34 protein-coding genes and 3 tRNA genes are annotated in these 20,365 nt (G+C 58.1%); 13 read left to right on the top strand and 24 right to left on the bottom strand.

Features of this window, described 5'->3' with window-relative positions; translation table 11 throughout:
• Positions 1-7 precede the first annotated feature (7 nt).
• The 7 genes from ACMGE0_RS12110 to ACMGE0_RS12080 form a co-directional block, all read right to left on the bottom strand.
• Positions 8-1,027: a phage major capsid protein gene (locus ACMGE0_RS12110; RefSeq protein WP_436816099.1), complete on the bottom strand. Its 1,020-nt coding sequence runs from the start codon at positions 1,025-1,027 to the stop codon at positions 8-10.
• Between the two features lie 18 nt (positions 1,028-1,045).
• Positions 1,046-2,260, bottom strand: coding sequence for a hypothetical protein (locus ACMGE0_RS12105; RefSeq protein WP_436816098.1), 1,215 nt, complete (start codon positions 2,258-2,260; stop codon positions 1,046-1,048).
• Between the two features lie 30 nt (positions 2,261-2,290).
• Positions 2,291-2,587 (bottom strand): hypothetical protein, encoded by a 297-nt coding sequence (locus ACMGE0_RS12100; RefSeq protein WP_436816097.1) that lies wholly within the window; start codon positions 2,585-2,587, stop codon positions 2,291-2,293.
• A gap of 119 nt (positions 2,588-2,706) precedes the next feature.
• Positions 2,707-2,958 (bottom strand): spike base protein, RCAP_Rcc01079 family, encoded by a 252-nt coding sequence (locus tag ACMGE0_RS12095; RefSeq protein WP_436816096.1) that lies wholly within the window; start codon positions 2,956-2,958, stop codon positions 2,707-2,709.
• A gap of 10 nt (positions 2,959-2,968) precedes the next feature.
• Positions 2,969-5,206, bottom strand: a complete 2,238-nt coding sequence (locus ACMGE0_RS12090; RefSeq protein ID WP_436816095.1) for a cell envelope integrity TolA family protein — start codon at positions 5,204-5,206, stop codon at positions 2,969-2,971.
• Positions 5,203-6,717: a terminase large subunit domain-containing protein gene (locus tag ACMGE0_RS12085; protein WP_436816094.1), complete on the bottom strand. Its 1,515-nt coding sequence runs from the start codon at positions 6,715-6,717 to the stop codon at positions 5,203-5,205. Before ACMGE0_RS12085 ends, ACMGE0_RS12090 begins: the two co-directional genes overlap by 4 nt.
• Positions 6,701-7,144 carry a terminase small subunit-like protein gene (locus ACMGE0_RS12080; protein WP_436816199.1) on the bottom strand — a complete coding sequence of 148 codons (444 nt, stop codon included), beginning with the start codon at positions 7,142-7,144 and terminating at the stop codon, positions 6,701-6,703. Before ACMGE0_RS12080 ends, ACMGE0_RS12085 begins: the two co-directional genes overlap by 17 nt.
• Before the next feature lie 92 nt (positions 7,145-7,236).
• Here ACMGE0_RS12080 and ACMGE0_RS12075 point away from each other — a divergent pair, with 92 nt between their 5' ends.
• The 3 genes from ACMGE0_RS12075 to ACMGE0_RS12065 are packed head-to-tail and all read left to right on the top strand — an operon-like array spanning position 7,237 to position 8,085.
• Complete coding sequence (locus tag ACMGE0_RS12075) at positions 7,237-7,494, top strand: BrnT family toxin (protein ID WP_436816093.1); 258 nt, start codon at positions 7,237-7,239, stop codon at positions 7,492-7,494.
• Positions 7,484-7,798: a BrnA antitoxin family protein gene (locus ACMGE0_RS12070; protein WP_436816092.1), complete on the top strand. Its 315-nt coding sequence runs from the start codon at positions 7,484-7,486 to the stop codon at positions 7,796-7,798. Before ACMGE0_RS12075 ends, ACMGE0_RS12070 begins: the two co-directional genes overlap by 11 nt.
• A 32-nt stretch (positions 7,799-7,830) precedes the next feature.
• On the top strand, positions 7,831-8,085 hold the full coding sequence (locus ACMGE0_RS12065; RefSeq protein ID WP_436816091.1) for a hypothetical protein: 255 nt from the start codon (positions 7,831-7,833) through the stop codon (positions 8,083-8,085).
• Positions 8,086-8,158: 73 nt separating this feature from the next.
• Here ACMGE0_RS12065 and ACMGE0_RS12060 read toward each other — a convergent pair.
• Positions 8,159-8,238: transfer RNA gene (locus ACMGE0_RS12060), tRNA-OTHER, on the bottom strand.
• A 281-nt stretch (positions 8,239-8,519) separates the two neighbouring features.
• Here ACMGE0_RS12060 and ACMGE0_RS12055 point away from each other — a divergent pair.
• The 4 genes from ACMGE0_RS12055 to ACMGE0_RS12040 all read left to right on the top strand — a co-directional run bounded on the left by ACMGE0_RS12055 (position 8,520) and on the right by ACMGE0_RS12040 (position 9,945).
• Positions 8,520-8,708, top strand: coding sequence for a YodC family protein (locus tag ACMGE0_RS12055; protein ID WP_436816090.1), 189 nt, complete (start codon positions 8,520-8,522; stop codon positions 8,706-8,708).
• Positions 8,709-8,760: 52 nt separating this feature from the next.
• Positions 8,761-8,988: a hypothetical protein gene (locus tag ACMGE0_RS12050; protein WP_436816089.1), complete on the top strand. Its 228-nt coding sequence runs from the start codon at positions 8,761-8,763 to the stop codon at positions 8,986-8,988.
• A 168-nt stretch (positions 8,989-9,156) separates the two neighbouring features.
• Positions 9,157-9,564, top strand: coding sequence for a hypothetical protein (locus ACMGE0_RS12045; RefSeq protein WP_436816088.1), 408 nt, complete (start codon positions 9,157-9,159; stop codon positions 9,562-9,564).
• 192 nt (positions 9,565-9,756) lie between these two features.
• Positions 9,757-9,945, top strand: a complete 189-nt coding sequence (locus ACMGE0_RS12040; protein ID WP_436816087.1) for a hypothetical protein — start codon at positions 9,757-9,759, stop codon at positions 9,943-9,945.
• Positions 9,946-9,971: 26 nt separating this feature from the next.
• Here ACMGE0_RS12040 and ACMGE0_RS12035 read toward each other — a convergent pair whose 3' ends face one another.
• The 9 genes from ACMGE0_RS12035 to ACMGE0_RS11995 all read right to left on the bottom strand — a co-directional run bounded on the left by ACMGE0_RS12035 (position 9,972) and on the right by ACMGE0_RS11995 (position 13,773).
• The gene (locus ACMGE0_RS12035) at positions 9,972-10,196 is read right to left on the bottom strand and encodes a hypothetical protein (protein WP_436816086.1); all 225 of its coding nucleotides are present in this window, start codon (positions 10,194-10,196) and stop codon (positions 9,972-9,974) included.
• 188 nt (positions 10,197-10,384) lie between these two features.
• Positions 10,385-10,960, bottom strand: coding sequence for a transcription termination/antitermination NusG family protein (locus ACMGE0_RS12030; protein ID WP_436816085.1), 576 nt, complete (start codon positions 10,958-10,960; stop codon positions 10,385-10,387).
• An 11-nt stretch (positions 10,961-10,971) separates the two neighbouring features.
• Positions 10,972-11,601 carry a ribonuclease H family protein gene (locus ACMGE0_RS12025; RefSeq protein ID WP_436816084.1) on the bottom strand — a complete coding sequence of 210 codons (630 nt, stop codon included), beginning with the start codon at positions 11,599-11,601 and terminating at the stop codon, positions 10,972-10,974.
• The gene (locus ACMGE0_RS12020; RefSeq protein ID WP_436816083.1) at positions 11,598-11,900 is read right to left on the bottom strand and encodes a hypothetical protein; all 303 of its coding nucleotides are present in this window, start codon (positions 11,898-11,900) and stop codon (positions 11,598-11,600) included. The genes ACMGE0_RS12025 and ACMGE0_RS12020 overlap by 4 nt, the downstream gene beginning before the upstream one ends.
• Before the next feature lie 18 nt (positions 11,901-11,918).
• Positions 11,919-12,212, bottom strand: a complete 294-nt coding sequence (locus ACMGE0_RS12015; RefSeq protein WP_436816082.1) for a hypothetical protein — start codon at positions 12,210-12,212, stop codon at positions 11,919-11,921.
• Complete coding sequence (locus ACMGE0_RS12010; RefSeq protein ID WP_436816081.1) at positions 12,209-12,463, bottom strand: DUF6074 family protein; 255 nt, start codon at positions 12,461-12,463, stop codon at positions 12,209-12,211. Before ACMGE0_RS12010 ends, ACMGE0_RS12015 begins: the two co-directional genes overlap by 4 nt.
• Positions 12,463-13,281 carry a helix-turn-helix domain-containing protein gene (locus ACMGE0_RS12005; protein ID WP_436816080.1) on the bottom strand — a complete coding sequence of 273 codons (819 nt, stop codon included), beginning with the start codon at positions 13,279-13,281 and terminating at the stop codon, positions 12,463-12,465. Before ACMGE0_RS12005 ends, ACMGE0_RS12010 begins: the two co-directional genes overlap by 1 nt.
• A complete protein-coding gene (locus ACMGE0_RS12000) occupies positions 13,274-13,450 on the bottom strand; it encodes a hypothetical protein (RefSeq protein ID WP_436816079.1) in 177 nt (58 codons plus the stop codon). Before ACMGE0_RS12000 ends, ACMGE0_RS12005 begins: the two co-directional genes overlap by 8 nt.
• On the bottom strand, positions 13,447-13,773 hold the full coding sequence (locus ACMGE0_RS11995) for a winged helix domain-containing protein (protein ID WP_436816078.1): 327 nt from the start codon (positions 13,771-13,773) through the stop codon (positions 13,447-13,449). The genes ACMGE0_RS12000 and ACMGE0_RS11995 overlap by 4 nt, the downstream gene beginning before the upstream one ends.
• 575 nt (positions 13,774-14,348) lie before the next feature.
• Here ACMGE0_RS11995 and ACMGE0_RS11990 point away from each other — a divergent pair.
• On the top strand, positions 14,349-14,786 hold the full coding sequence (locus ACMGE0_RS11990; protein WP_436816077.1) for a hypothetical protein: 438 nt from the start codon (positions 14,349-14,351) through the stop codon (positions 14,784-14,786).
• 9 nt (positions 14,787-14,795) lie between these two features.
• Here the strand turns inward: ACMGE0_RS11990 and ACMGE0_RS11985 are convergent, their stop codons facing one another.
• Complete coding sequence (locus ACMGE0_RS11985; protein ID WP_436816076.1) at positions 14,796-15,035, bottom strand: helix-turn-helix domain-containing protein; 240 nt, start codon at positions 15,033-15,035, stop codon at positions 14,796-14,798.
• 126 nt (positions 15,036-15,161) lie between these two features.
• Here ACMGE0_RS11985 and ACMGE0_RS11980 point away from each other — a divergent pair, with 126 nt between their 5' ends.
• Genes ACMGE0_RS11980 through ACMGE0_RS11970 form a run of 3 tightly spaced genes read left to right on the top strand, consistent with a single transcriptional unit; the run spans position 15,162 to position 16,545 of the window.
• Positions 15,162-15,656, top strand: a complete 495-nt coding sequence (locus tag ACMGE0_RS11980; protein ID WP_436816075.1) for a hypothetical protein — start codon at positions 15,162-15,164, stop codon at positions 15,654-15,656.
• Between the two features lie 2 nt (positions 15,657-15,658).
• Positions 15,659-16,318, top strand: coding sequence for a hypothetical protein (locus ACMGE0_RS11975; protein ID WP_436816074.1), 660 nt, complete (start codon positions 15,659-15,661; stop codon positions 16,316-16,318).
• The gene (locus ACMGE0_RS11970; RefSeq protein WP_436816073.1) at positions 16,315-16,545 is read left to right on the top strand and encodes a hypothetical protein; all 231 of its coding nucleotides are present in this window, start codon (positions 16,315-16,317) and stop codon (positions 16,543-16,545) included. Before ACMGE0_RS11975 ends, ACMGE0_RS11970 begins: the two co-directional genes overlap by 4 nt.
• On the opposite strand, the gene ACMGE0_RS11965 is transcribed toward ACMGE0_RS11970, so the two are convergent.
• The 6 genes from ACMGE0_RS11965 to ACMGE0_RS11940 all read right to left on the bottom strand — a co-directional run bounded on the left by ACMGE0_RS11965 (position 16,501) and on the right by ACMGE0_RS11940 (position 18,834).
• Positions 16,501-16,926 carry a hypothetical protein gene (locus ACMGE0_RS11965; protein WP_436816072.1) on the bottom strand — a complete coding sequence of 142 codons (426 nt, stop codon included), beginning with the start codon at positions 16,924-16,926 and terminating at the stop codon, positions 16,501-16,503. The genes ACMGE0_RS11970 and ACMGE0_RS11965 overlap by 45 nt on opposite strands.
• Before the next feature lie 193 nt (positions 16,927-17,119).
• Positions 17,120-17,196, bottom strand: a tRNA-Arg gene (locus ACMGE0_RS11960).
• 51 nt (positions 17,197-17,247) lie between these two features.
• Positions 17,248-17,553: an ETC complex I subunit gene (locus ACMGE0_RS11955; protein WP_436816071.1), complete on the bottom strand. Its 306-nt coding sequence runs from the start codon at positions 17,551-17,553 to the stop codon at positions 17,248-17,250.
• A 52-nt stretch (positions 17,554-17,605) separates the two neighbouring features.
• A tRNA-Pro gene (locus tag ACMGE0_RS11950) sits at positions 17,606-17,682 on the bottom strand.
• A gap of 94 nt (positions 17,683-17,776) precedes the next feature.
• Positions 17,777-18,256 (bottom strand): DUF192 domain-containing protein, encoded by a 480-nt coding sequence (locus ACMGE0_RS11945; protein WP_436816070.1) that lies wholly within the window; start codon positions 18,254-18,256, stop codon positions 17,777-17,779.
• Positions 18,256-18,834 (bottom strand): cold-shock protein, encoded by a 579-nt coding sequence (locus ACMGE0_RS11940; RefSeq protein WP_436816069.1) that lies wholly within the window; start codon positions 18,832-18,834, stop codon positions 18,256-18,258. The genes ACMGE0_RS11945 and ACMGE0_RS11940 overlap by 1 nt, the downstream gene beginning before the upstream one ends.
• A gap of 198 nt (positions 18,835-19,032) precedes the next feature.
• On the opposite strand from ACMGE0_RS11940, the gene gloA reads away from it, so the two are divergent.
• Complete coding sequence (gene gloA / locus ACMGE0_RS11935; protein ID WP_436816068.1) at positions 19,033-19,473, top strand: lactoylglutathione lyase; 441 nt, start codon at positions 19,033-19,035, stop codon at positions 19,471-19,473.
• Between the two features lie 176 nt (positions 19,474-19,649).
• Positions 19,650-20,183 carry a hypothetical protein gene (locus ACMGE0_RS11930; RefSeq protein WP_436816067.1) on the top strand — a complete coding sequence of 178 codons (534 nt, stop codon included), beginning with the start codon at positions 19,650-19,652 and terminating at the stop codon, positions 20,181-20,183.
• Positions 20,184-20,365: the final 182 nt, after the last annotated feature.

Genomic DNA, 20,365 nt, shown 5'->3' with positions numbered 1-20,365 from the left:
GACCTCCTTACGCTGCCGGGTTGGAGTCGATCAGTTTCCACTGGAACAGCGGATTGACCTGGGTGAGTTCGCCCATGAAGCCGATGTACTGGACAACGGCGTCCTGGTTGATCGGCATCATCGAGCGGCCGATCTTGTTGAAGTTGCGTTCCGGATGGTACCGGACGCGCAGCGTGGTGGTGTCGAGCCCGTAGGTCGTGTTGGCCGGCATGTTGGAGCCGATGCCGCCTTCCTGCACGATGGTGGCCTGGCGGCCGGCGCCGAAATACTTCAGCGTCTGGAAGCCGAGTTTGCCGAGGCCGGTTTCATCGTTGATGCGCTGGATCGCAACCGTGGCCGCGTCGTAGGCAGCATAGTGCTCCGGCGACATCAACAGAAGGTTGGCGCCGCGTTTCCCGCGGGAGCGCTGCGTCATGATGCTGTTCAGCATCGGACGAATGCTCTCCTTGTCGACCTGCGTACCGATTGCCGGGAACGACGACTGAGCGTCGAAGGTGGACGTGCGCCACAGGGCGAAATCGGCACGGCTGATGCCCCCATAGGTGCCCGCGTTCGTGACCGTCGGCACGGCGAGTTTCAGGCCGCCGAGTTCCTTCCCGCCGAAGCCGGTACCGTCGCTATGGAGCGAAGCATCGACGACGTCTTCCAGCTCGTTTTCAGCGGCATCGATGTGAGCTTCCATCACGTCGATGATCTGATTGGTGCCGGAGTTCTTCAGGATCTCCTCGTTGGAGAGCGTCACCGCGACGGCCACCATCTTCGGAGTGTAGACGGCGTCGTTGAAAAGCTCCGCCGGAACCGGGTTCAGGAAGTCGTAGCCGTTGTACCAGACCGCGGAATTGGTCTTGTTGTACAGCAGACGCTCGCGGATGTCGGGACCGGAGAACGGTTTCCAGCTATCCTCGGTGCGAAGCTGAGCCAGCAGCGAGTTCGAGTTGGACACCAGGTCCTGGTAGCCGGAGGAACGCTCCTCCAGCGCAAGAGACAGCACCTCCTGGTACTGCTCGATTGGGTTGATAGAGGCCATCTGGCCCTCCTTTTAAGGTTATCCCATCACCTGCTCTTGGGCACGGGCCAGGGATTCACGAATGGAAGATGACGGCTTGCCTTTCTTCGCGGGGTTTGAGCCCGAGGAAGGTGCGCCAGCGACGGATTTCGAGCCTTTGAGGGTCTGAGCCTGCAGGTCTTCGGTGATATTGCCGAGGCCGAGTTCCTCGCGAGCTCCGCTCGTCGAGGTGGCGCCGGTATTTGCGGCAGGAGCGGGGTTGAGCCGTTCCGCCATCGAATATGCCTCGTCGAGATCAGCGGCCATGCCGGTGGTGATCAACTTGGCAATGCTTTCGCTCAGTTCGTCGAACCGATCATGGCTCTCCGCGAACTTGGCGATATCAGTCATCAGCGCCGTGTTGCGCTGGTCCTGAATGGTGGTGGTGACACCGCCGATCTGCTGTTTCAATCCGGCAATCTCCTGCCGGAGAGCGGCAATCGTGGCGTCATTCTGCGCCTGCACCTGATTGGCAGGGCGGCCGGTTACATAGGCCGCATAGGCCTGCGGCGTGAGACCGGCATACTGCAGCACTTCGGCAACCGCCTGCGCCTTGATATTGCCGTCGGGGCTCGCCAGCCGGCGTTCAAGGCCCGTGTATCGGCCGAGCGCGTCCTTGACCGACGTGCCGTGCTGCTTAGCCAATTCGGCATATTCACGGATTTCGCCGTATGCATCGGCATCGGCCTTATATTTCTGATGCCCCTGCTCCAGCTCGCGGATCGCGCGGTGGACCTCCGCCTTGATCGGTTCCGGCGCCGTGTCCCAGACCGCTTTCGCATCGTTCGAAAAGCGATCGGGAGCCGTGAACTTGGCCGTCGAGGGCGTTTGGGACGCCGGCTGCTGCGTCTGAGCCTGAGGCGTGGCCTGCTGGGCCGGCGGCTTCTGCTGCGCGTTCTGGGGCTGCTGCGCGGGCTTTTCAGTCGTCTTGGCCTGAGGCTTCGCTTCAGAAGGCTTCTGCGTGTCCTTCCCCTCCTCCGGCTTGCTCTCCGCCTTCACCTTGGCGGCCGCTTTCTCCAGCGCCTCGCGGGTCGATACCGGCTTCTTCGGCTCCTCCGCCTTTTCCTGCGGCTTGGTGCTGATCGGGTTCGGCGTCTCGACGACCTGCTCATCGGCAGGCGTGTTATTGGAGATCTGGCTGGCCTGTTCAGTGGAGGCGGGCGCAGAAGAGGTATCGGCTACGGCGGGGGCCGCTCCGGCTGCAAAGTCGGTCATGGGGGATTTTCCTGTTTGAGAGGATACGGATTAGGCGTTCAGGTTGACACGCTCGCCGCGAGCATATCGGGCTTGCGCCTTTTCGAGCGTACTCCGGATTGCTTTGCGGTCGGGCTGCTGCTTTTCACGGGACTTGAAGCGGGCGGGGTCGTTGCCGACCTCGACGTATCGCTTTCCTTCTGCGTTTCCGCTGGGATGGTAGGTTGCCCGCAGCGCCGACTTGCTCGTGTAGAACTTGCCGTCAACCATCGACTGGACTGGGTCCATCGTGTCGCTGATCACGCCCGGTACCGGCAGATCGGATGCCGCGAGATTGCGTTCAGGCATGCAATTGTGCGGCCATGCCTCGATTTCGTGCCAGCCACCGCAGACACGGCATAAACGCTGCCTCATCAGACCTCCCACGCAAATGCAATCATCAGGGCGCACATTGGAACATCGCTCCCTCAGTTATAGAGGGCGTAAAACGTGCCGGTCGTGCCGGTCGCGTTGATGCGAACAGGACGAATGTAGAGGATTTGACCCCGCGTCATGACGTACGGCAGCACCGTGCCGTCGATATCGACGACCTGGGCCGTACCATCCTCAGCGCAGTAAACCGCCATCGGCATGATGGCGATATCAACGGTGTTGGAGGGCGTGATCTGCAGATGCCGCTTGGGGAAGGCGGTATCAAGCTGACGATCGATCGATGCCATGCGGGTTCTCCTATGCGGCGGGTACGGCCACGGGGATGGCCGACGCTGCCTGGTTCTCGTTCTTCAACTGCTGGCCTTGCACCTGACCGCTGATCTTCGCGATTTCGAGCCGGAGCTTTTCGATCTCCAGCATGCCCTTCTGCATGTCCTGGGCGTGCTGCTGGCGGTCGGCTTCCATCTTCGCCCGGATCTCATCGAGGCGTAGAGCGTGCTCGGCTTGCTTCGCCTGAAACTCCGCGGTGGCAGCCTGCGCCCGCAATTGAGCATCCTGCTGGGAAGCCTGAGCCTTGAACTGAAGCTCCTGCATCCGCCCCTTGGCTTCCTCCTGGCGAATTTGCATCTCGCCCTTGATCCGCTCCTGTTCCGGGTTCGGTTGCGGCTGGCCAGCCTTCTGTTGAAGCTGCTCGACGAACTCGTCTACAGCGCCATCCAGTTCACGGCCGGCCCTGTAAGGAGCAATCGCGAATTTTAGGAGCTCTCCGGCGAAACCGGCCGATCCTGGGTCGGACGCAACGAGCGCCGAAAGCTGCGTCATCATGGAGCCAAGCGCCGTGAGGAATTCAGTGCGGCGCTGCTTCTCCGCATCCTCATCCGGCTGGATCGTCGAATCTGTCTCGATATCGAGGACGAACGGCCGCGTCCGCTCATCCCTGAGCAGCTTCATAATCTTCTCGATCGTGACCGTCGTGTCGATCTTTGCGAGCGCCGCCTGCCCCTGTTGAAGACCTTGCTGCGCCTGCTGGAGGAGCTGCTGCGCTTGCTGCGGGTTCTGCTGGATAAGCGCCTTCGTCTGCGGATTGGTCTGGGCGTCCTTCAGCTCGCGTTCGATCTGACGAATCTGCTGCTCGATCGGTTGCTTCTGCTTCCGAACATCGGCGTCGGTCGGGATTTCCATCTGCGACATCGTCAGGAGCGTCTTCGACTGGAAGTTCTCCGCGATGATTTCGGCCATGATCCGAACGGTATCGCGGGCGATCCTGACAAGCTCGTCCTGCCGATCCCGCACACGCACCGACCCGTACTGGCTCTTAAGCTGCTGAGCCCCAAGCGTCTCGTTCGGGTCGCTGGCGCCGCGCATGATGTCGGAAAGGCCGGTGATCTGATACACATCGTCGATCAACTGCCGGCGCATGTTGATCAACTGCACGATGGTGTTGATGATCTGGTCGAGCGGCAGCCAGACGATAGCGTCCTTGGCGGCACCACCGCCGAACATCGCCCAGTTACTGACGGGGATGAGCACCTGCCGGTCATCAACGGTCTTAAGCGCGATTTCGACCGCCTCACCGATCTCGCCGGCACCGGCCGGATAGAAGCCCCTCACCTTCACCGAATCCGCCAGCGCCGAAATGCGGCGGGTGAGTTCGTTGATCTCCTCCAACTGGTCCTTGTAGAAGACGTAATCCGGAACCGGGATGAGCGAGCGGCGCTGCGTCGTACCGAATGCCGGTTTCGGGCACGGGAAGAAGCCTTCTAGCTTCAGATGCGGCCGGTCGCTGTCGAGCAGCACGTCAACGCCTTCGGTGACCCAGAAGACCTTGTTCTGGGACTTGCACCAGATTTCCCATACGCCGGCCTTGGTCCGCTTCGTTGCCGCGCCATTATCCCGATCGTCCTTGCGGACCTCGAACGCCGCGCCCTTGTAGGCCTCGCCGGAGTAGCGAAGGAAGCGCCTGCGCATCTCGCGCTTGCTCATCCATGAGCGCTTCGCGACCCAATCGACCTCTTTCCACTTCCGGGCGGGTTCGTGCAGGAAGTCCTTTCGGTCGGCATGCTCGATGCAGACGCGCTCGACCAGCGTATCGCTTTCGGCCCGGCTCTCGTAACGGCACCAGATTGCGCCGCGGGCACTGATGACCAGATCATCGCGCACCAGGCGCATTACGCCATCGATATCCTCGGTCTCGAACGCCACCACGGCCGTGCGCTCAAGCAGTTCGGAAGTCATCTGAGCGAGCGGACGGCGATCCTTGAACCTGGGCGTGACGACCGGCACCGGTGGTCGGGAATAGACCGACGGACCGAGAACCTGCACGTTCGCCCAGAAAAGCTGAAACTCGCGGTCGCGGACGCTGTTCGAAAGGCGCTCCAGATCGGCATAGAGCTTGTCGATCTTGTCGCACTTGTCCTGGTAGGTCTTGAACGCCTTTTCCGCCTCGTCGATCGCATTGAGCCACCAACTGGACGGAGCCTTGGCATCGCCGACAACCTCTTCGGTGCCGTCGATCGTTTCGGCTTCATCGTTCATAGAGAAATCCTCTTACCAGTGCTCGGCATAGGCGGCGGCGGAAGCGGGATTTGGCCCGGCTTCGGTTTCGGCGGCCCTGCGGCTGCCGTCTGCTTGATCCATGGTCGGGACATGCATGCGTAGCGGACCTCGTCGGCGGCATGATCTTCCATGTCGGAGTTCAGGTCTTCGGGACGTGCCTCGTCGTGCTGAAGCGCCGGAATAGTCCGGATCGCGTGAACGCAGGTCTCGAAGAAATACAGCATCGGGCGGCCGTCCTCGTCGCCGTCGAGCCGGGACCGCATCTGATCCCAGCCACCCATGGCGCCATGCTCGGCAATCCGCTTATTGTCGGCCCTGCGGAACGTCGCTCCGTTCGATCCTGTCGTGCCCTGGGCGATGCGCTCGGCAAGGGAAGGTCCGCCATCCTGAGCGAACGCAGCCGGGTCGAGGACGCCATAGCTGATCGTATCCGCACCATCCCGCACGCGAACCTGGGCGCCGACCTTTTCGGCCGTCATCTTCAAGCCCTTGTTGGCGATGAACTTGCCCTGCGGATCGAGCGCGATCCCGTAATATTCCCGGTAACGGACAAGCGCGCCGCGCGGCAACAGGATCCCCGGCCCTGCGATGAACGGCTCTGACACAACGGCATACCAGCCGAAGGAAAACGGCTTGGCCGACCCCCAGTCCCCTGCCCTGAAGCGAAGCCAGTCCTTCGGGATCGTGAACGGCCTGATGACGTGCCGGTCCTTCCTGAAATTGTCGAAGAATGCGCCCTCGATGATGTCCCAGTCACCATAGCGCATTGCCCGAACAAGGCTTTCCGACCCGAGACCCTGAAGGCGGGCCTCATAGCCGGGGTCGCTCTCTTCCATGCTCGGGTTGTCTTCCAAGCGTGCCGGGATGTACTGGCGGAGCATGCCGCCTTCCGAATTCGCCGCGCGATACACCTTCAGAGGCGTGACGCCGTCGATGAAGGTCGTCTTTACGAACTGGTGACCGATCCCGCCCGGGTTCGCGCCGCAGATGATGCGCGGGAACTTGCCCTCATATTGCTTCGGCAGCGTGATCCCGACCATTCGGACGCGGTTGCGCAGGAAACGATAGATGACATCGGTAAAGTGCGTCAGCTCGTCGATCAGCAGGACGTGGATTTCGGCGCCCTGGTATTTGAACCGGTCCTTCTCATCCTTGCAGTGGCAGAGATAAATCTTGCTGCCGTTCCAGAAGCGGATTTCGTCCTCGACGATCGAGACGAACTTGCAGTCCACCCAGCCGGCCAGCATCGAGCGGAAGCCGTTGGGCCCCTCGATGTGGTTCTTGATCAGGTCATCCTTGATGCGGCGGAACAAGTAGACCTGGAGCCCGGGGATCGCCGCGCACCACAGAACGGCCGCGACACGCATCAGGTGGCTCTTCCCTCCGCCAGCCGCACCACCATAGAGGATCTCGGTCGCTATGCTCTCCAGCGCCGTCATCTGCTTGGGATGAAGGTCGAAACTGAGCTGGGCGTCAGCCTGGCTTGCCATTGATCGAGATTTGCGGCGTGAGGGTCAGTTTGCCATCGACATTCAGATCGAGCTTCTCACCGTATTTCTTCGGCAGAAGCTTCGACGCCATCCACTGACGGGTCTTGATGCGGAGATCGGACCGTCGAAGAGCCTCGCCATTTTCCTGCCAACCGATGCTATCCCCATCGGCCTTCTTGCGCTCCATCCAGTCGTTGCGGCCGTCGTCGGCGATATCCAGCATTTCATCGAAGAGAGCGTCGGCTTGGGCTTCGCGCGCGTGCGTGTACTTGGTCCGGAAACGCTCGTTGTCGGCCAACCATGCGAACACAGTTGACTTGGACGGAAATCCTTCATCGTCGCATATCGACCGAAGGCTCTCCCCGTCCGCGATGCGTTCGCAGATCGTATCCGCCAATTCGTCGCTATAGATCGTCGGCCTTGCCATTCTTACACCTATGCCCGTCTGAGGGGCTGCTTTTGCATTTTCTGTAGCACTTTTATCCTTGGCGCGGCACATTAAATGTGCTACACAAAATCATGAAGATCACTTATGACGAAAACAAGCGCCTGACCAATATCGAGAAACACTTCGGCCTCGACTTTGCCGATCTCGATATGGATTTCTTCGAAGGCGCGACGGTCTATCCAGCAAAGGACGACCGCCTCATGGCGATCGGTGAATTCAAAGGCCAGATCATCCTCGTTGTGATCTTCAAACCGCTTGGATCGGAAGCCATTTCCGTAATCTCAATGCGGCACGCAAGCAGGAAGGAAAGGGAAACCTATGGCTACTAAGTTTTCAGCGAAACGCCCGCTTACGGATGCGGAAGAAGCCGAAATCCAGAAGGCTATCGCATCCGATCCGGACGCCCCCGAAGCTACCGATGAGCAGCTTGCCAAGGGTAGGCCGTTCCGTGAAGCGCTACCTGACCTAGCAGCGAGCATTGACCGGGCAAAGCGAGGGCGCCCGCGGATAGATAAGCCGCGCCAGCATGTGTCTTTGCGTCTCGATCCCGATGTTATCGACCACTACAAGGCAACCGGTAAGGGTTGGCAGAGCAGGATGAATGATGATCTACGTAAGGCTGCCGGCCTGTAGGGACTGGCATGGGTTAATCTTAGGAGTATGGGATGTGCAATGCGGTGATTGACGGTGAGCGCGCTTACGCCACCCCGGGCGAACTCGCTAAATTCGTCGGCGCCGAAAACCTTGTGTGGCAAGATCATAACCCCTTCTCCAGATGGCCTGCTGGGGAGGACTGGCATCGAATGGACCTATGCCTGTGCCCTATCGACCTGAAGCGGACATTGGAAAAAGCGGGATTCGACTACAAGCGAGGCGTTGACCCGATGGAATGGTTCATCGTCAGGAGAACCGAAAGATAGAGCTCCGTCCGGGGAGGCCGAAACATCACGCGCAACGCGCTCCCGAACGATTTGAATTGATGCCCCAGAGGCAGGCTCCCGGCAGGATTCGAACCTACACCTTCCGCCCCTCGTCGGGCTGCGGATGCTCTATCCGGTTGCCGCTACGGGAGCCTGTTTGCCCTCTGAGAGAGACCGCAAGGTTACCAACCCATGCGACGGCTGTTTTCGTGCTTGAAACGAAAGTCTCCGAGCCATCGGAGCGCGGTCATCCTCGGCCACTACGAGTAGCCTAGCCACCATCCCTGCATGTCCTTTGATCCCCGAACGGCTTCCGCGGTGAATCAAAGACCGCCTGTGGATAACGGTGGATATCGTAGTTGCAGTGCACTCATTATTGCCGACTCATCCGAGCAGTGGTCATCTTGGCGCGCAACCTACAGGAGATGATCAACATGAATTTCAAAGAAGGTGATGTCGTGCAGTTGAAATCAGGTGGCCCCAAAATGACCATCAACAACATCGGCAAGTACAACTACGCAGACTACCAAAGCGCGAATTGCGACTGGTTTGTCCAAGATAAAGCCCCTTGGAAGAAAGAAAGCGGCGTATTCCCTATCCACTCCCTGAAAAAGCTGGACTGAGCACGGATCAACGTTTTTCAAAACTGGCATAGGTTAACCTTGGGGAAATGGGATGCCGACAGCGCTCGAACTGCATCGAGAAGAAATCCAGAGCCGCATTGACGAAGCAAAAAAACTACTTGCTTTCAATGAGAACTACCCAGCGAGATATTTCCGCCGCGAAGGGGCCGGCCCAGAGATCGACATCACGAACGATATCAATAACGATCATAGGAAGCTGATCGAGAGCTATACCGCCTTGATCCGCACCATTGACGAGATGATCGCGCAAGGGCGCTAGATTCTCGGCCCAATTGTCCGCCCTCATGCTCGGCGGTAGTAACGGGGACTCTGCGACTTTCGGCGTTTGAAAGACCCCGAAGCCACAAAAGCATCGGGGCCTTTCTTGCATCGGCGTTCTCCACATGTTCCAATCCGATTGCGAAGCCGAATCAAACTGGAGATGCCAATGTCTTTAGGACTCAGCTTGGGATTGTCCCTCGGCAACCCAATTTTATCCCAACACAATCGCCAGCCGCCGAAGCCTTCTGTAGCCGATACCGCAAAGGCGGCGATCGAAGCGCGGGTGCGGTTCAAAGCGTCGTATGATGGCGCGAACCTCATCATAGAGCCCTACGCGCTCTTCAAGACGGACAGCGCAACGGTGATTAATGCGGTGGTTATCTACGCTGACAGCGAACAATTCCGAGACTTTGAGCCCCAATATCTGGATATTTCAAAGCTCTCGAACCTCGTCCCGTTCAACGAGCCGTTCTTTCCCAACTGGGCCTTTCGGGCTGACAGGATCGACGGACTTATCGAACTTATCGCGGCCGTCGAACTCGTTGAGTATCCGATCAATAGCCCCGAGACTTAATCTGGCACTATCGTAACCCGCGAGGAGATCGAGATTACGGAAGGCGCTCAATCCAGATGAGGCATGCCAGCGGATTTCACCAATGGCACGCCTTAGCTGCTCTTCTTTGCTCATGATATGTCTCGGCGGTCAGAATGCTTGTGAGCCTCAATACGCTTGGCTATGGTGATGCATATTGTTGGAGTAACACCTATGCCGAGCACCCAGAAATCACTGTCTGTCACCGTGCGCGCCGATGACCAGGGCCATTGGGTCGAATGGACCAATGGCGATGAAACCGGGTCGCTCGGCCCTTATCAAACCTCGAAAATGGCCGAGGACGTGAGGACCGCCAAGGAGCGAGAGTTCTCCGAAAACAAGCGGCATATCACGGACGTATAAGTCAGATGTAGCCGATTGCCCGCAGATCAAGCTTTATGATCACTCCTCAAGCCCAGAAGCGCCAGCAACGCCTCTCGCTCCGGCCCATACGGCCTCGTGTTCAGAAATTGCTCAACTGGTGTGCGTGTCTCGTGGCCGCCGGACGATAGATTGGCTCGATGAAGAACAAAGGATTCTTCGCTAGTCTCATCCATCCCCAAGAACCACCGGTCGCCATTGGAGCTCACGGCAAACTCTTTCAGATTGGCCATATCCGTATCCTCTTCGAAGACGGATATGGGGCGGCCTGACGAGAAAGCAATTATGGCGCTATCTCTTCCCCGTAACGAAGAGATGGACGTATTTCTGGCTGCGCGGAGAAGCGACTAGCTCCCCCTATGGCCCCGTGGGTGGCTCGATGGTCCCCAACTGCATCAGGCGCAAATCAGTTGTGCACAATCTAAGCGACAAGCTTGAGATTGGCAATACTCAATTCGATTTCCCTCGCGGTACCAAGGGCCTCAACCACAGCTTTGATGGCTTTCTTGCCCTTGGGCTTTACAACGCTGGCGTAGTGTCCCGCTAGCGGACCCGACTGGATATAGACACGGCTGTCCGGCCTCAGAACCGTGATCGACGGCGGGCGCATAACGTCGAAGTCCCCCCTGTTCTGCGCTTCACAGATATCCTGAACCTTGGTCGTCGGGATAGCGATAGGCCCGTCTGTCCCGCCCAACACCGCCACCACGTGATCCATGCGCCGCAGGCAATCGAAATCGACCGGTTCCCGGAGGCAGGCAAAGACGTAGTTCGAGAAGAGCGGGAATTGCCGCATCATCCATGTCTTCGTCTGGAAATGCCGGATCTCCCGTCGCATCATCGGGCATATCGCGTCGATGCCTACGGCGTCCATTTCTTCCAGCGCCTTGATCTGCCGGCCAGGGGCCGATTTGACGACGTACCACAAATTGGAATCCTTCTTCGAGGCCTCGTTACGAGCTAACATTACATTAGCACAGCATTGGAATCGTTGCACTATTCTCCCAGCTATTCCTTCATGATCTCCCGGAACTTCCTTGTGAGATAATCGCCGCCATCCTCACGGAATTCCGCAGAATTCCGCGGAGTGTCACGGGACGTAATGTTACAGGAACGGGTTTGTAACGTGACGGTAACGTTACGCATCGCCTCGACAGAGAGCGCATCGGCGCGCTCGTTGCCCGTGATGCCGGCGTGGCCCTTGCACCATGTCAATCGAAGCGGATAACGCTCAAGAGCAGCGTCGAGCAATTGCCATAGCTCCAGGTTCTTGACCTCACCTTTGCCGCGCTTCCACGCTTTCGATTTCCAGCTAAGCCGCCAGTCGTTGCAGCCGTTGACCACGTATTGGCTGTCGCAGTGAAGGCTCGCCTGCCGATCCGGGCAGCTCCTCGCCAGCCACTCCAGCGCCCTGAGAGCGCCGGTCATTTCCATAATGTTGTTCGTGGTTTGTGGCGAGCCGCCGCTTTCGGCGTGGATTTCCTGCCCATCCTTGTAGACGACAAAGGCCCACCCACCCGGCCCGGGATTTGGCTCGCAAGCGCCATCTGCGAAGAGGTGAAGGCCGGCTTGATAAATGCCGTGGTCGATCGCCAGCGGCTTTTTATTTTTTTGCTTGAAGGGGAACTTATAGCTCAACGCTTGCCGCCCTCATCAAGTAGGATTTGCCGATCAAAGCGAGCATACCACGACGCCTTGCGCTGATAGACGACTTCTCGTGCAGCCACGATATCACAGACGCCCGTAATGCAGCGCGCCGCCGTCTCGTTCGCGCTTTCCATGGTGGGATAGAGGCTGTCGCCCCAAACCTTCCAGCCGCCGGCCCCGTTGGGGACGACGATGGCAAAGCCGGCGCGGAACTGTTGTCCTTTCTTGTCCAGCAAAGTCCAAGGCCAAGCCTCATCGATCTTCAATTTGGTTTCGACCCGTTTAAGCATTGTGGAGCCCCATTTTCACTACCTCCTCCTGTACTCTCTCGCGCGGCGCCTGGTCAGCGCGCGCCGTTCAGGCGTCATGTAGACGTGGGCCGGTCTCCAATTGATCGGCTTCGCATATACCACGTCGGGGATATCCGTGCGGTACCACCAGCCATCGGCATCCAGGACGAAGTAGCAACCTTCAGCCGGGTAGTGTCCGCACATATCGTCAAACAGCAGATCGGAGATCAGACCAACCCTCGCCTCTGACATCGGGCGCCAAGGGTTTTCCCGGTCGTGCGCTTCGCGGGCTTTGCGTTCAGCTATCGTCATGCTGTTTCCCCCTTCCGCGCCGAGGCAATCCGCATCATTTCCCGCTGCACCGCGTCGTGAAAAGCCCGCACCTCTTCGGCTATTCGATCCTCCGAATAGCCGCACTGCTGCATCCCTTCCGCCAGATGCCGAACTTGAACCCGCCAGTAGCCGGCCGCTTCCGCGCCGTGTCTGCTTTCCAGCACTTCCGCTACGCGACGAATTTTTCCGATGCGGCGCACAAGGGGGAATGCGATCAATTTGCAATCCATCACGCCGCCTCCTTCTGTTTTGCCGAAAGCATCGAGTCTGCTTTGGCAGGCGTCAGGTTCCCAGCCATCAGAAAACCATGCAGGACATCGCGGATAATCTTTATGGGTTCACGGCCGGCGCAGATTTCAGCCAGTATGTTTTCCGCTTCTTGCTCGTTTTCGGGGATCGGGTAGGCTGCTTCCTGATCGCCAGCCTTAACCATTGCGCAATCATTACCCTCTATAAGGTAAGTCTTCCCTTCTATACCTAAGCTAAGTTCGCGGATTACATTAAAGGATTTACCGGACATTGGTGTCCGTTCGCGAACAGACATTTGCGTCCCAATTGCCATTTCTCGACCGGACATTTGTGTCCGCTCGCGCTCTTCCCGCTCAATCCTGTCCTCTTCGCGCCGTACCCTCATTGCATCCTGATAATCAAGGATCTGCGACACGACCGCATCATTGCGTAGAAAGATAAAGCGGTTCGACTTATTGCGATCAGGGCGCCACGAATAGAGCCACCCACGCTTACGCAATACATCGATAGCCCGCTGCACCGTCTTTTCGTTCTTGCCGAGCGAGAGCGTCTCCAAAATGGTGCGATAGGATGGGAAACACAGCAGTGTTTCGCTGTTCACGCATTCAAGCAGGTAGGAAGCGATAAGCTTGACCGTTGGCGTCATGCTTGTGTGAAAGTCCCTCCTGATGAGGGAATCCAATTCGAGGCGCCGGTTGGTAAACGTCTTACGCTCTTCATCTGTGGGGTTATCAAGCTTCGCCGGCCATGGGAGAGCTTGATCCTCGACAGAAGGGAAATCGGCTGGCAGCTTACTCACTTACAGAAGCCCTCCCACGAAACGAGTTTGCCACCGTGCAAGCCTTGGCGGCCTGCACAGCGGTGATGTCAAACTTCTGACGAAGGGTGTGGATGACGTTGGGCTGCTGTTCGGTTTGGGCGGCCAGCCATAACGCGGCCTGTTTGATCTTCTCTTCGGTTCCAGTCATGCGGCAAGCCTTTCGGTCTTGTCCTCGATGACGCGGAGCTTGCTGCGAAGAAAATAGACCCCATGCCAGCCTGCGAAAGAACCAGCATGCGGAGTTTTGACCATCTCGACCGTCAGCCCAGCACGCCTAATTTTCATGCAGTAATGTGCCAGACGGGGGCCTATGTGGTGAAGCGAACTGACGCCGCGTTCGCCGGCTTTGATCAGTTCGCGACAAGCCCAAGCCTCGCGGCCGACGAACATAATCGGGGCGCCGATTGGGTTGTTGCGGTGGTCAAGGACGTGGACTTTGATTGAGACCTGTGCTTTAGATGGACTCACCATTGATGATCCTTACATTGATGGAGGGGGAACGCTGGAAAGCGTTTCGTTTTGAGTAGCAGGGTTCTGTGCTTGGCGGCGTGGACCCTGCTGCTTTTCGTTTGTGAGGCCGATCATGCAGCCTCCCCGGACCGAGAGCGCTCCCAATCCACGATTTTTCCGCGATCGAAGAGCTTCCTCCTCTTGATAATAAGAGGCTTGGGGAAGTGAAGATTCTCATCGTGTTCCCAACGCCAGAGCGTCGTGTCAGATATTTTGAAGCGATCCTTCACCTGCTGAGATGTGAAATAGTCCATATTGCTCCTTCAAAGTGAATCTTAATGACACGACAACAATACTACATTTCAGGAACATTCGGGAACAGAAATGGAAGGGAAAGCCGAGTTTCCCCCAAAAAATGCGACATCACGAAATAGAGAGCCAGTGAGAGCGTACTAATGCCTAGGAAAAAATTCGGAGACGAACGGCTACACGAAGACGAAGTTAGAAGCATACGGCTCCAGGTTCCCGTTACGGAGACTGAAGCGGCAGCGATTGAGGAATGGGGGGGCGCCAACCAACTTAAATCGAAGGCTGAGATGGTCCGCCAACTCTTCAAAATCGGGCTCGAAGCAGCCGACAAGGCAGATACCGTCGAAGAGCAGAAGCTGCGCTTACTCAATATAAAGCGACGATCAGCCCGCGAAATCGTCGGTGTTAAGGCACGGCTTCAGTCCGCAGAGACCGATTCCGAGAGAGTACGCATCTTGGAGCGCGGCCTTGAAGTTCTTAGCGATTTGGTCATGGAACTCGTTCTAGCAACCACGGACATAACGACTACCACGACCCGCGTTTTTGCTCCGGCGATTGTTCGCAGATCGAACCCAGATATCGATACTGCGCTCTATGAAACACGATGGACATCGAGCGCGGACGAAGTTGGTGAAGAATCAGAGCAAACTATCAAGGATCGCCTAAAGGGAATTCAATCGCTGAGCAATCAACAGGCACAAATCCGTGAGAATGATGATGACTAACGTCAGCGACTAGAGACTGTGCCCCGACTTCGCCAGCCGCACGCCCACCCCACCGCCGTTCTCTGGAATAAAGACGATACCAGCCGCCTCGAATGTGTGGCGCAACAGTTTACGGTTGGATTCACGCATCTCCCCACCCTTTTCGAAGGCGCGGATTGATACAGCACTAATAGACGCCTTTTGGGCTAGATCTGTCTGGGTCCAATCAAGCAAGGCGCGGGCCGCACGACATTGTTCGGGCAAAATCATAACTTTCCTTTTCCATAAGTTTCCTCTTGCGCATTGCTCTTATATAACTTACGTTAAACGCAAGTTAACGCGGTTTAGCGAAAGCTTCAAGCGCGCTGACGGTCTTCATTGGGGAAGGAATCTATCATGCCTAACACACCCGTTCAGGCAGCCGCCGAAGGCTTGCCTAGCATTCACCGCCGCCGACTGCTGATCGGCCTCGCCGCGGCTTCTGCGACTACCGCAAGCCTCGCCGTTCCTGACGTTGCCGAGCCGGCCACGATCGAAGATCCGGCCGAGCGCGCTAAGCATGTTGCGAAGCAACTCGCCCAGGCCATGAAGGAACTCAATCCGGATCGTGATTACGAGGTCCGTTTCACCGAAGACAACAGCTTCGTTTACATCCTGCCTTCACGCAAGCCGCAGCTGCCCGTCTATGACGGTCCAAACTTCTACGAGGTCGAACTTCCGAACGGAAAGCGGCCGATCCTCTGGCTCGAACGTCACGGCTACAAGACGGCACCCGGCCACTACTACACCGGCGCCCACCGCTGGGGGAATAGGTTCGAGACCAGTCCCCGCCGCTTCAGTGAAAAGCAGCTTCGCTTCATCCGCAAAGTTGAAAACTTCGGGAGGGCATAATCATGGATCGTCGCACTTTCATTAAAGGCTCCGTCATCGCCGCGGCTACTCCCGGCGTCGTTTCCTCTGCCGATACGGTCGAACCTTCCATGCTGCTCGGGCTCATCGCCAAGCACGAATCCCTGTACGACATTGATTCCGAAGAATGGAACCGCCTGTCAGACATAGAGGAGGCAATGCAAAATGCCCCACCTGTCGCCGTCCAGGTCGGGCGCCTCATGACCGGCCGCGACGAAGACCGCAACCGCATGTTTGCGCCAATCCTTGCCCGCTCAGAGGATGAGGTTTGCACGTACTTCGACAAGCACCGCACACAACTTGCTCACTTCCTCCAGACGAGCAGCGACCAGCGGAGGGAGATTGTTCTTCGCGCCCATGACGATGCGAAACAAGAAAAGCTTGCTGAGTTGCGCCGGACGGCCGCCGAACGCGACAAATATGAAGAGGCATGCGGCTATAAGGCCGCGCGCGAGGCCGCGTTCCGAACCATGGAGGCCGTAAAGGAGGTTGAACAGCTAATCCTAGATTATGTGCCGGCATCATTGGAGGAAGCCGCCATCAAGGCGCGCTGGGTCGTGAAGAAGATGAACAACGATCGAAGCTATCTTCTCGACCATGAAGACGCCTTGGAAGAAGCGCTTTCAGCGATTGGGAGAGCATGAAGGTGACGAAGGAGATAATCACGATTGACGACCTTCAGAGCGAACTGCAAACGCTCAAGAGCCTCCTTGGGGTCGCGTTCTGGATGGTGCGCGAACTCCCGTATCCAGAAGACGAGGACGGCCAGCGGGATCATGACGAACTCACAGCCATCGTCCAGATCGTAAAGGAGCGCATCTCCGACCTAGATGCTTCCGTGGAGAGGAACTATAGCGCGCTGGGGAAATAACGAGCCACCCCAGCCGCATTGATTGTTGTGCCCGCTTCGCGAATGGAGCGGGCCTTTTACTGAACCGATCCGACGAAATTCGTCGCCTTTGTGTACGCGGTAAATCATGTCAATCACTTCGGCTATGACCTTCGTGCCACGCTCAGCGTTGAGCTGAACGATACGCTCCGATTGACCGGTAGCTTTTGCTGTTGCTTCGGTGAACGTGGGCGCAAAGTTTTCGCCAACGTTGTTACCGACGCTTCGGTTCATTCCGGCTGCCTGCGCCACGCCAGCCGCCGTCTCCGGATAAAGTTGAAGATAGATTGCCTTTCGCCGCGCCGTCTGTATGGCGCGCTCTGCCGGAGACAATTCGTTCCGGCAGAGGTTTTCATCAATCATGGAAAGTTCGGCATGGAGGCCCCGTTCCAGAAACGACACCTCCAAACACTCGGCTCAACTTTGAGCCCAGCACGTCAAATAGGTGCCTTCGAAATTGAGGAGATCGGCAAGAACGGCGCAGCGCTTGTTACCCCAAACGTTACCCCGAAGCCGAAACTCTCTAAGTGAAACACGGATAAAGCACTGGAAAGATTGGCGACCCCTGCAGGACTCGAACCTGCGACCTGCTGCTTAGAAGGCAGCTGCTCTATCCAGTTGAGCTAAGGGGCCGGATGCAGCACCCGGCAATACATGCGCCGGGCGGCGGAAATCAATGCGTCTTCAATGCGTCCAGGGCTGGATGCGGTTGAAGCGGAAATTGTCCGTGTAGGAGACGACCTGGCGAGCCGATTCCTTCGGCTCTATCACGCGGTATTCGACGCCTTCGCGCTTGGCATAGGCCTCCGCCTGCTCCCGGGTCTCGAAAGTCAGCCGAACCTGCTGCTTCATGTCGCCGGAAGAGGTATAGCCGAGGATCGGATCGATGCGGCGCGGCTGCTCCTGGTCGAATTCCAGCACCCAGAGATGGGTCTTGGCCTTGCCGGACTGCATGGCGGTCTTTGCGGGACGGTAGATCTTCGCGGACATTCCTGTAACGCTCCATGGGATGGAACAGATGGGGAGCCCTACCTGGAAAGCGTGGTCGGAGTGGAGAGATTCGAACTCCCGACCCTCTGGTCCCAAACCAGATGCGCTACCAGACTGCGCTACACTCCGTTCCTACGTCGGTTGCGAGATACACGGTTCCCTTTTGTGTCGCAACTCCAAAATGGAAACCTTTCAGTTCGCATCAAAAAGAAAACCGGGACAGCTACCGATTGCCGATCCGTTTGCTGATCGCCTTGTCGCCCACCTTGATGCCCAGCGCCTTCGCCCTGCCGGCATTGATCTCCAGCACGAACTTCACCGGCCCTTGCGAATCGATGATGTCCCGCGAGAAGGGCACGGCGTTTTCCCTGATATGGGAGATCGTGCCGTCGCCCTGGATGAACAGCATGTCGAGGGGCAGAACGGTGTTTTCCATCCACATGGAAACCCGCCGAGCTTCGCCGAAATCGAACAGCATGCCGTGATCCGGCGCCATCTCCTTGCGATACATCAATCCCTGCTGCCGCTGGGCATCGGTCATCGCCAGTTCGATCGAGAACCTGTGGGTCTCGCCGCCGGCAGTCCTGATCGAAAGCTCGTCACGCGGGAATACTACCTGCTGCTGCGCCGCCGTGGCGCCCGCCAGGAGCAGAAAAAGCGCCCCAAGGGCGCTTTTGACAACCGTCGATAACGAGATACGCATCAGTGCGACCGGCTCACAGGATTGGGATTGTCCGGATGGATTTCCGCCGCCATCAATCCTTTCTCGCCGGGCCCGTAACGGACCAGGACGACCTGGCCGGGACGCAGTTCGGTCAGACCGAAGCGCCGCAGCGTCTCCATATGCACGAAGATATCCTCGGTCCCCTCGCCGCGCGTCAGGAAGCCGAACCCCTTGGTGCGGTTGAACCACTTCACCAGGGCCCGTTCCAAACCGCTGGTGGCGGTCACTTGTACGTGAGTGCGCACCGGCGGGAGTTGCGAGGGATGGACGGCGGTCGACTGATCCATGGAAAGGATGCGGAAAGCCTGGTAACCGCGATCCCGCTTCTGCACCATCGCCACGATGCGCGTGCCTTCGAGTATCGTCTGATACCCGTCGCGGCGCAGGCAGGTCACATGCAGAAGAACGTCCTGCATGCCGTTGTCGGGCACGATGAAGCCGAAACCCTTCGCCACATCGAACCACTTGACGACGCCGGTAATCTCAATCAGCTCAACCGGTTCGCCCGAGAGCTCCTCGAAACTGGCAACGCCCTTCGATGACATCCTGTCTGCCATATCCTGCCGGCCCCTCGATTACGCGTTACGACGTGACGGTTTCAACTGATTCCCAGAGGATAGATTAACATCCCGCTAACCGTCCAGCGCAAGTCCCCGCTTTGGCTTTATCCACCTTCATATCTATCCAAGGTAGCTTGCTCCAAGCTGGCGTCTGCGCCATATCCGAACCGATATCCATCGGAGGGAGACATCATAATGCGTTATCTTCATACCATGGTCCGGGTGAAAGACCTGGACGCGTCACTTCATTTCTACACCACCGTTTTCGGGCTTGAAGAAATCCGCCGCAGCGAAAACGAAAAGGGCCGCTTCACGCTGGTCTTCCTCGCTGCCCGCGACGATCTCAAGACGGCACGCGAAAACCTCGCTCCCTGCGTCGAGCTCACCTACAACTGGGATACGGAGGATTATACGGGCGGACGCAATTTCGGTCACCTTGCCTATGAGGTCGACAATATCTACGACTTTTGTCAGCATCTTCAGGATAACGGCATCACCATCAACCGTCCGCCGCGCGAAGGCCGCATGGCCTTCGTCAAATCTCCCGACGGCATTTCGATCGAACTCCTCCAGAAGGGCGAGAGCCTCCCGATCGCCGAACCCTGGGCTTCCATGCCCAATATCGGCTCCTGGTAAAATCTCCCCTGCGGCGGCCGCGAGGCCGCCGCACCGGCCTCGGCGCAAGCTTGCCCCAGGCTGGCGTCACTCCGGATCTTTGGCCATCGGCAACTTGTCCCCACGGTTCTCCCGCGAGATGCTTTCAGGCATGATTCGCGGCATGACGCCGGCGATACGAGCTGACGGGGCATCCCTTGCCGAAGACGCTTTTCCTTTCTTCGAACGTCCGCCTGACGCTGGCGATCGCCTGCCTTTCCGCCGTGATGCTCTGCGGCTGCAGCACGACCCGGAAAACCGCGGACGCCGCAGCCGATGCGCCGCAACCGCAGACGGCCAATCCGGGGAGCGCCAGGGGCATTCTCGCCAAGGGCGGGACGACCGCCTCCAACCGCTATGTCGATCCGGTCATCTCGAAAGCCTCCGAACCGCGGCTGGCGCAGGCACAGGCTACCAATGCTCCGCCTGCCGACGCTTTTCCGCCGGCCCCCGAGCAGCCGGCCTCCATCGCCGGGCTGGCGACCCGGCCGACCAATGTCCGCGCCGGCAGCGGCAGCATCTTTTCATCGGCTCCTCCGGCAGCGGCCGAGCCTTCCGAGATCGCGCCGGCCTCTGCCGAGTTGCCCAGACGGAATTTCAACGCCACCGCCGCAAGCGTCTTCAGCACGCAGCAGGCTGTGCCGGCCGCCGCTTGCGGCAACAGCCAGCAAGGCAATCCGATAAGCTGCTGATTCGCTGTAGTTTTCCTTCTAAATCCGACCTCGGAACGCCTGTCATTTTTTTGCAAAAAAGATGGTTTTGGCGCTTGCGGGAAAGAAATCACCTCTCTATAAGATCGCTCACCGCACGCGCCCTTCGTCTATCGGTTAGGACGCCAGATTTTCATTCTGGAAAGAGGGGTTCGACTCCCCTA

The organism is Neorhizobium descurainiae, assembly GCF_051400715.1.
GTDB lineage: Bacteria > Pseudomonadota > Alphaproteobacteria > Rhizobiales > Rhizobiaceae > Neorhizobium.
The sequence above is the reverse complement of the archived record's forward strand: the minus strand, read 5'-3'. Positions and strand labels throughout refer to the sequence as shown.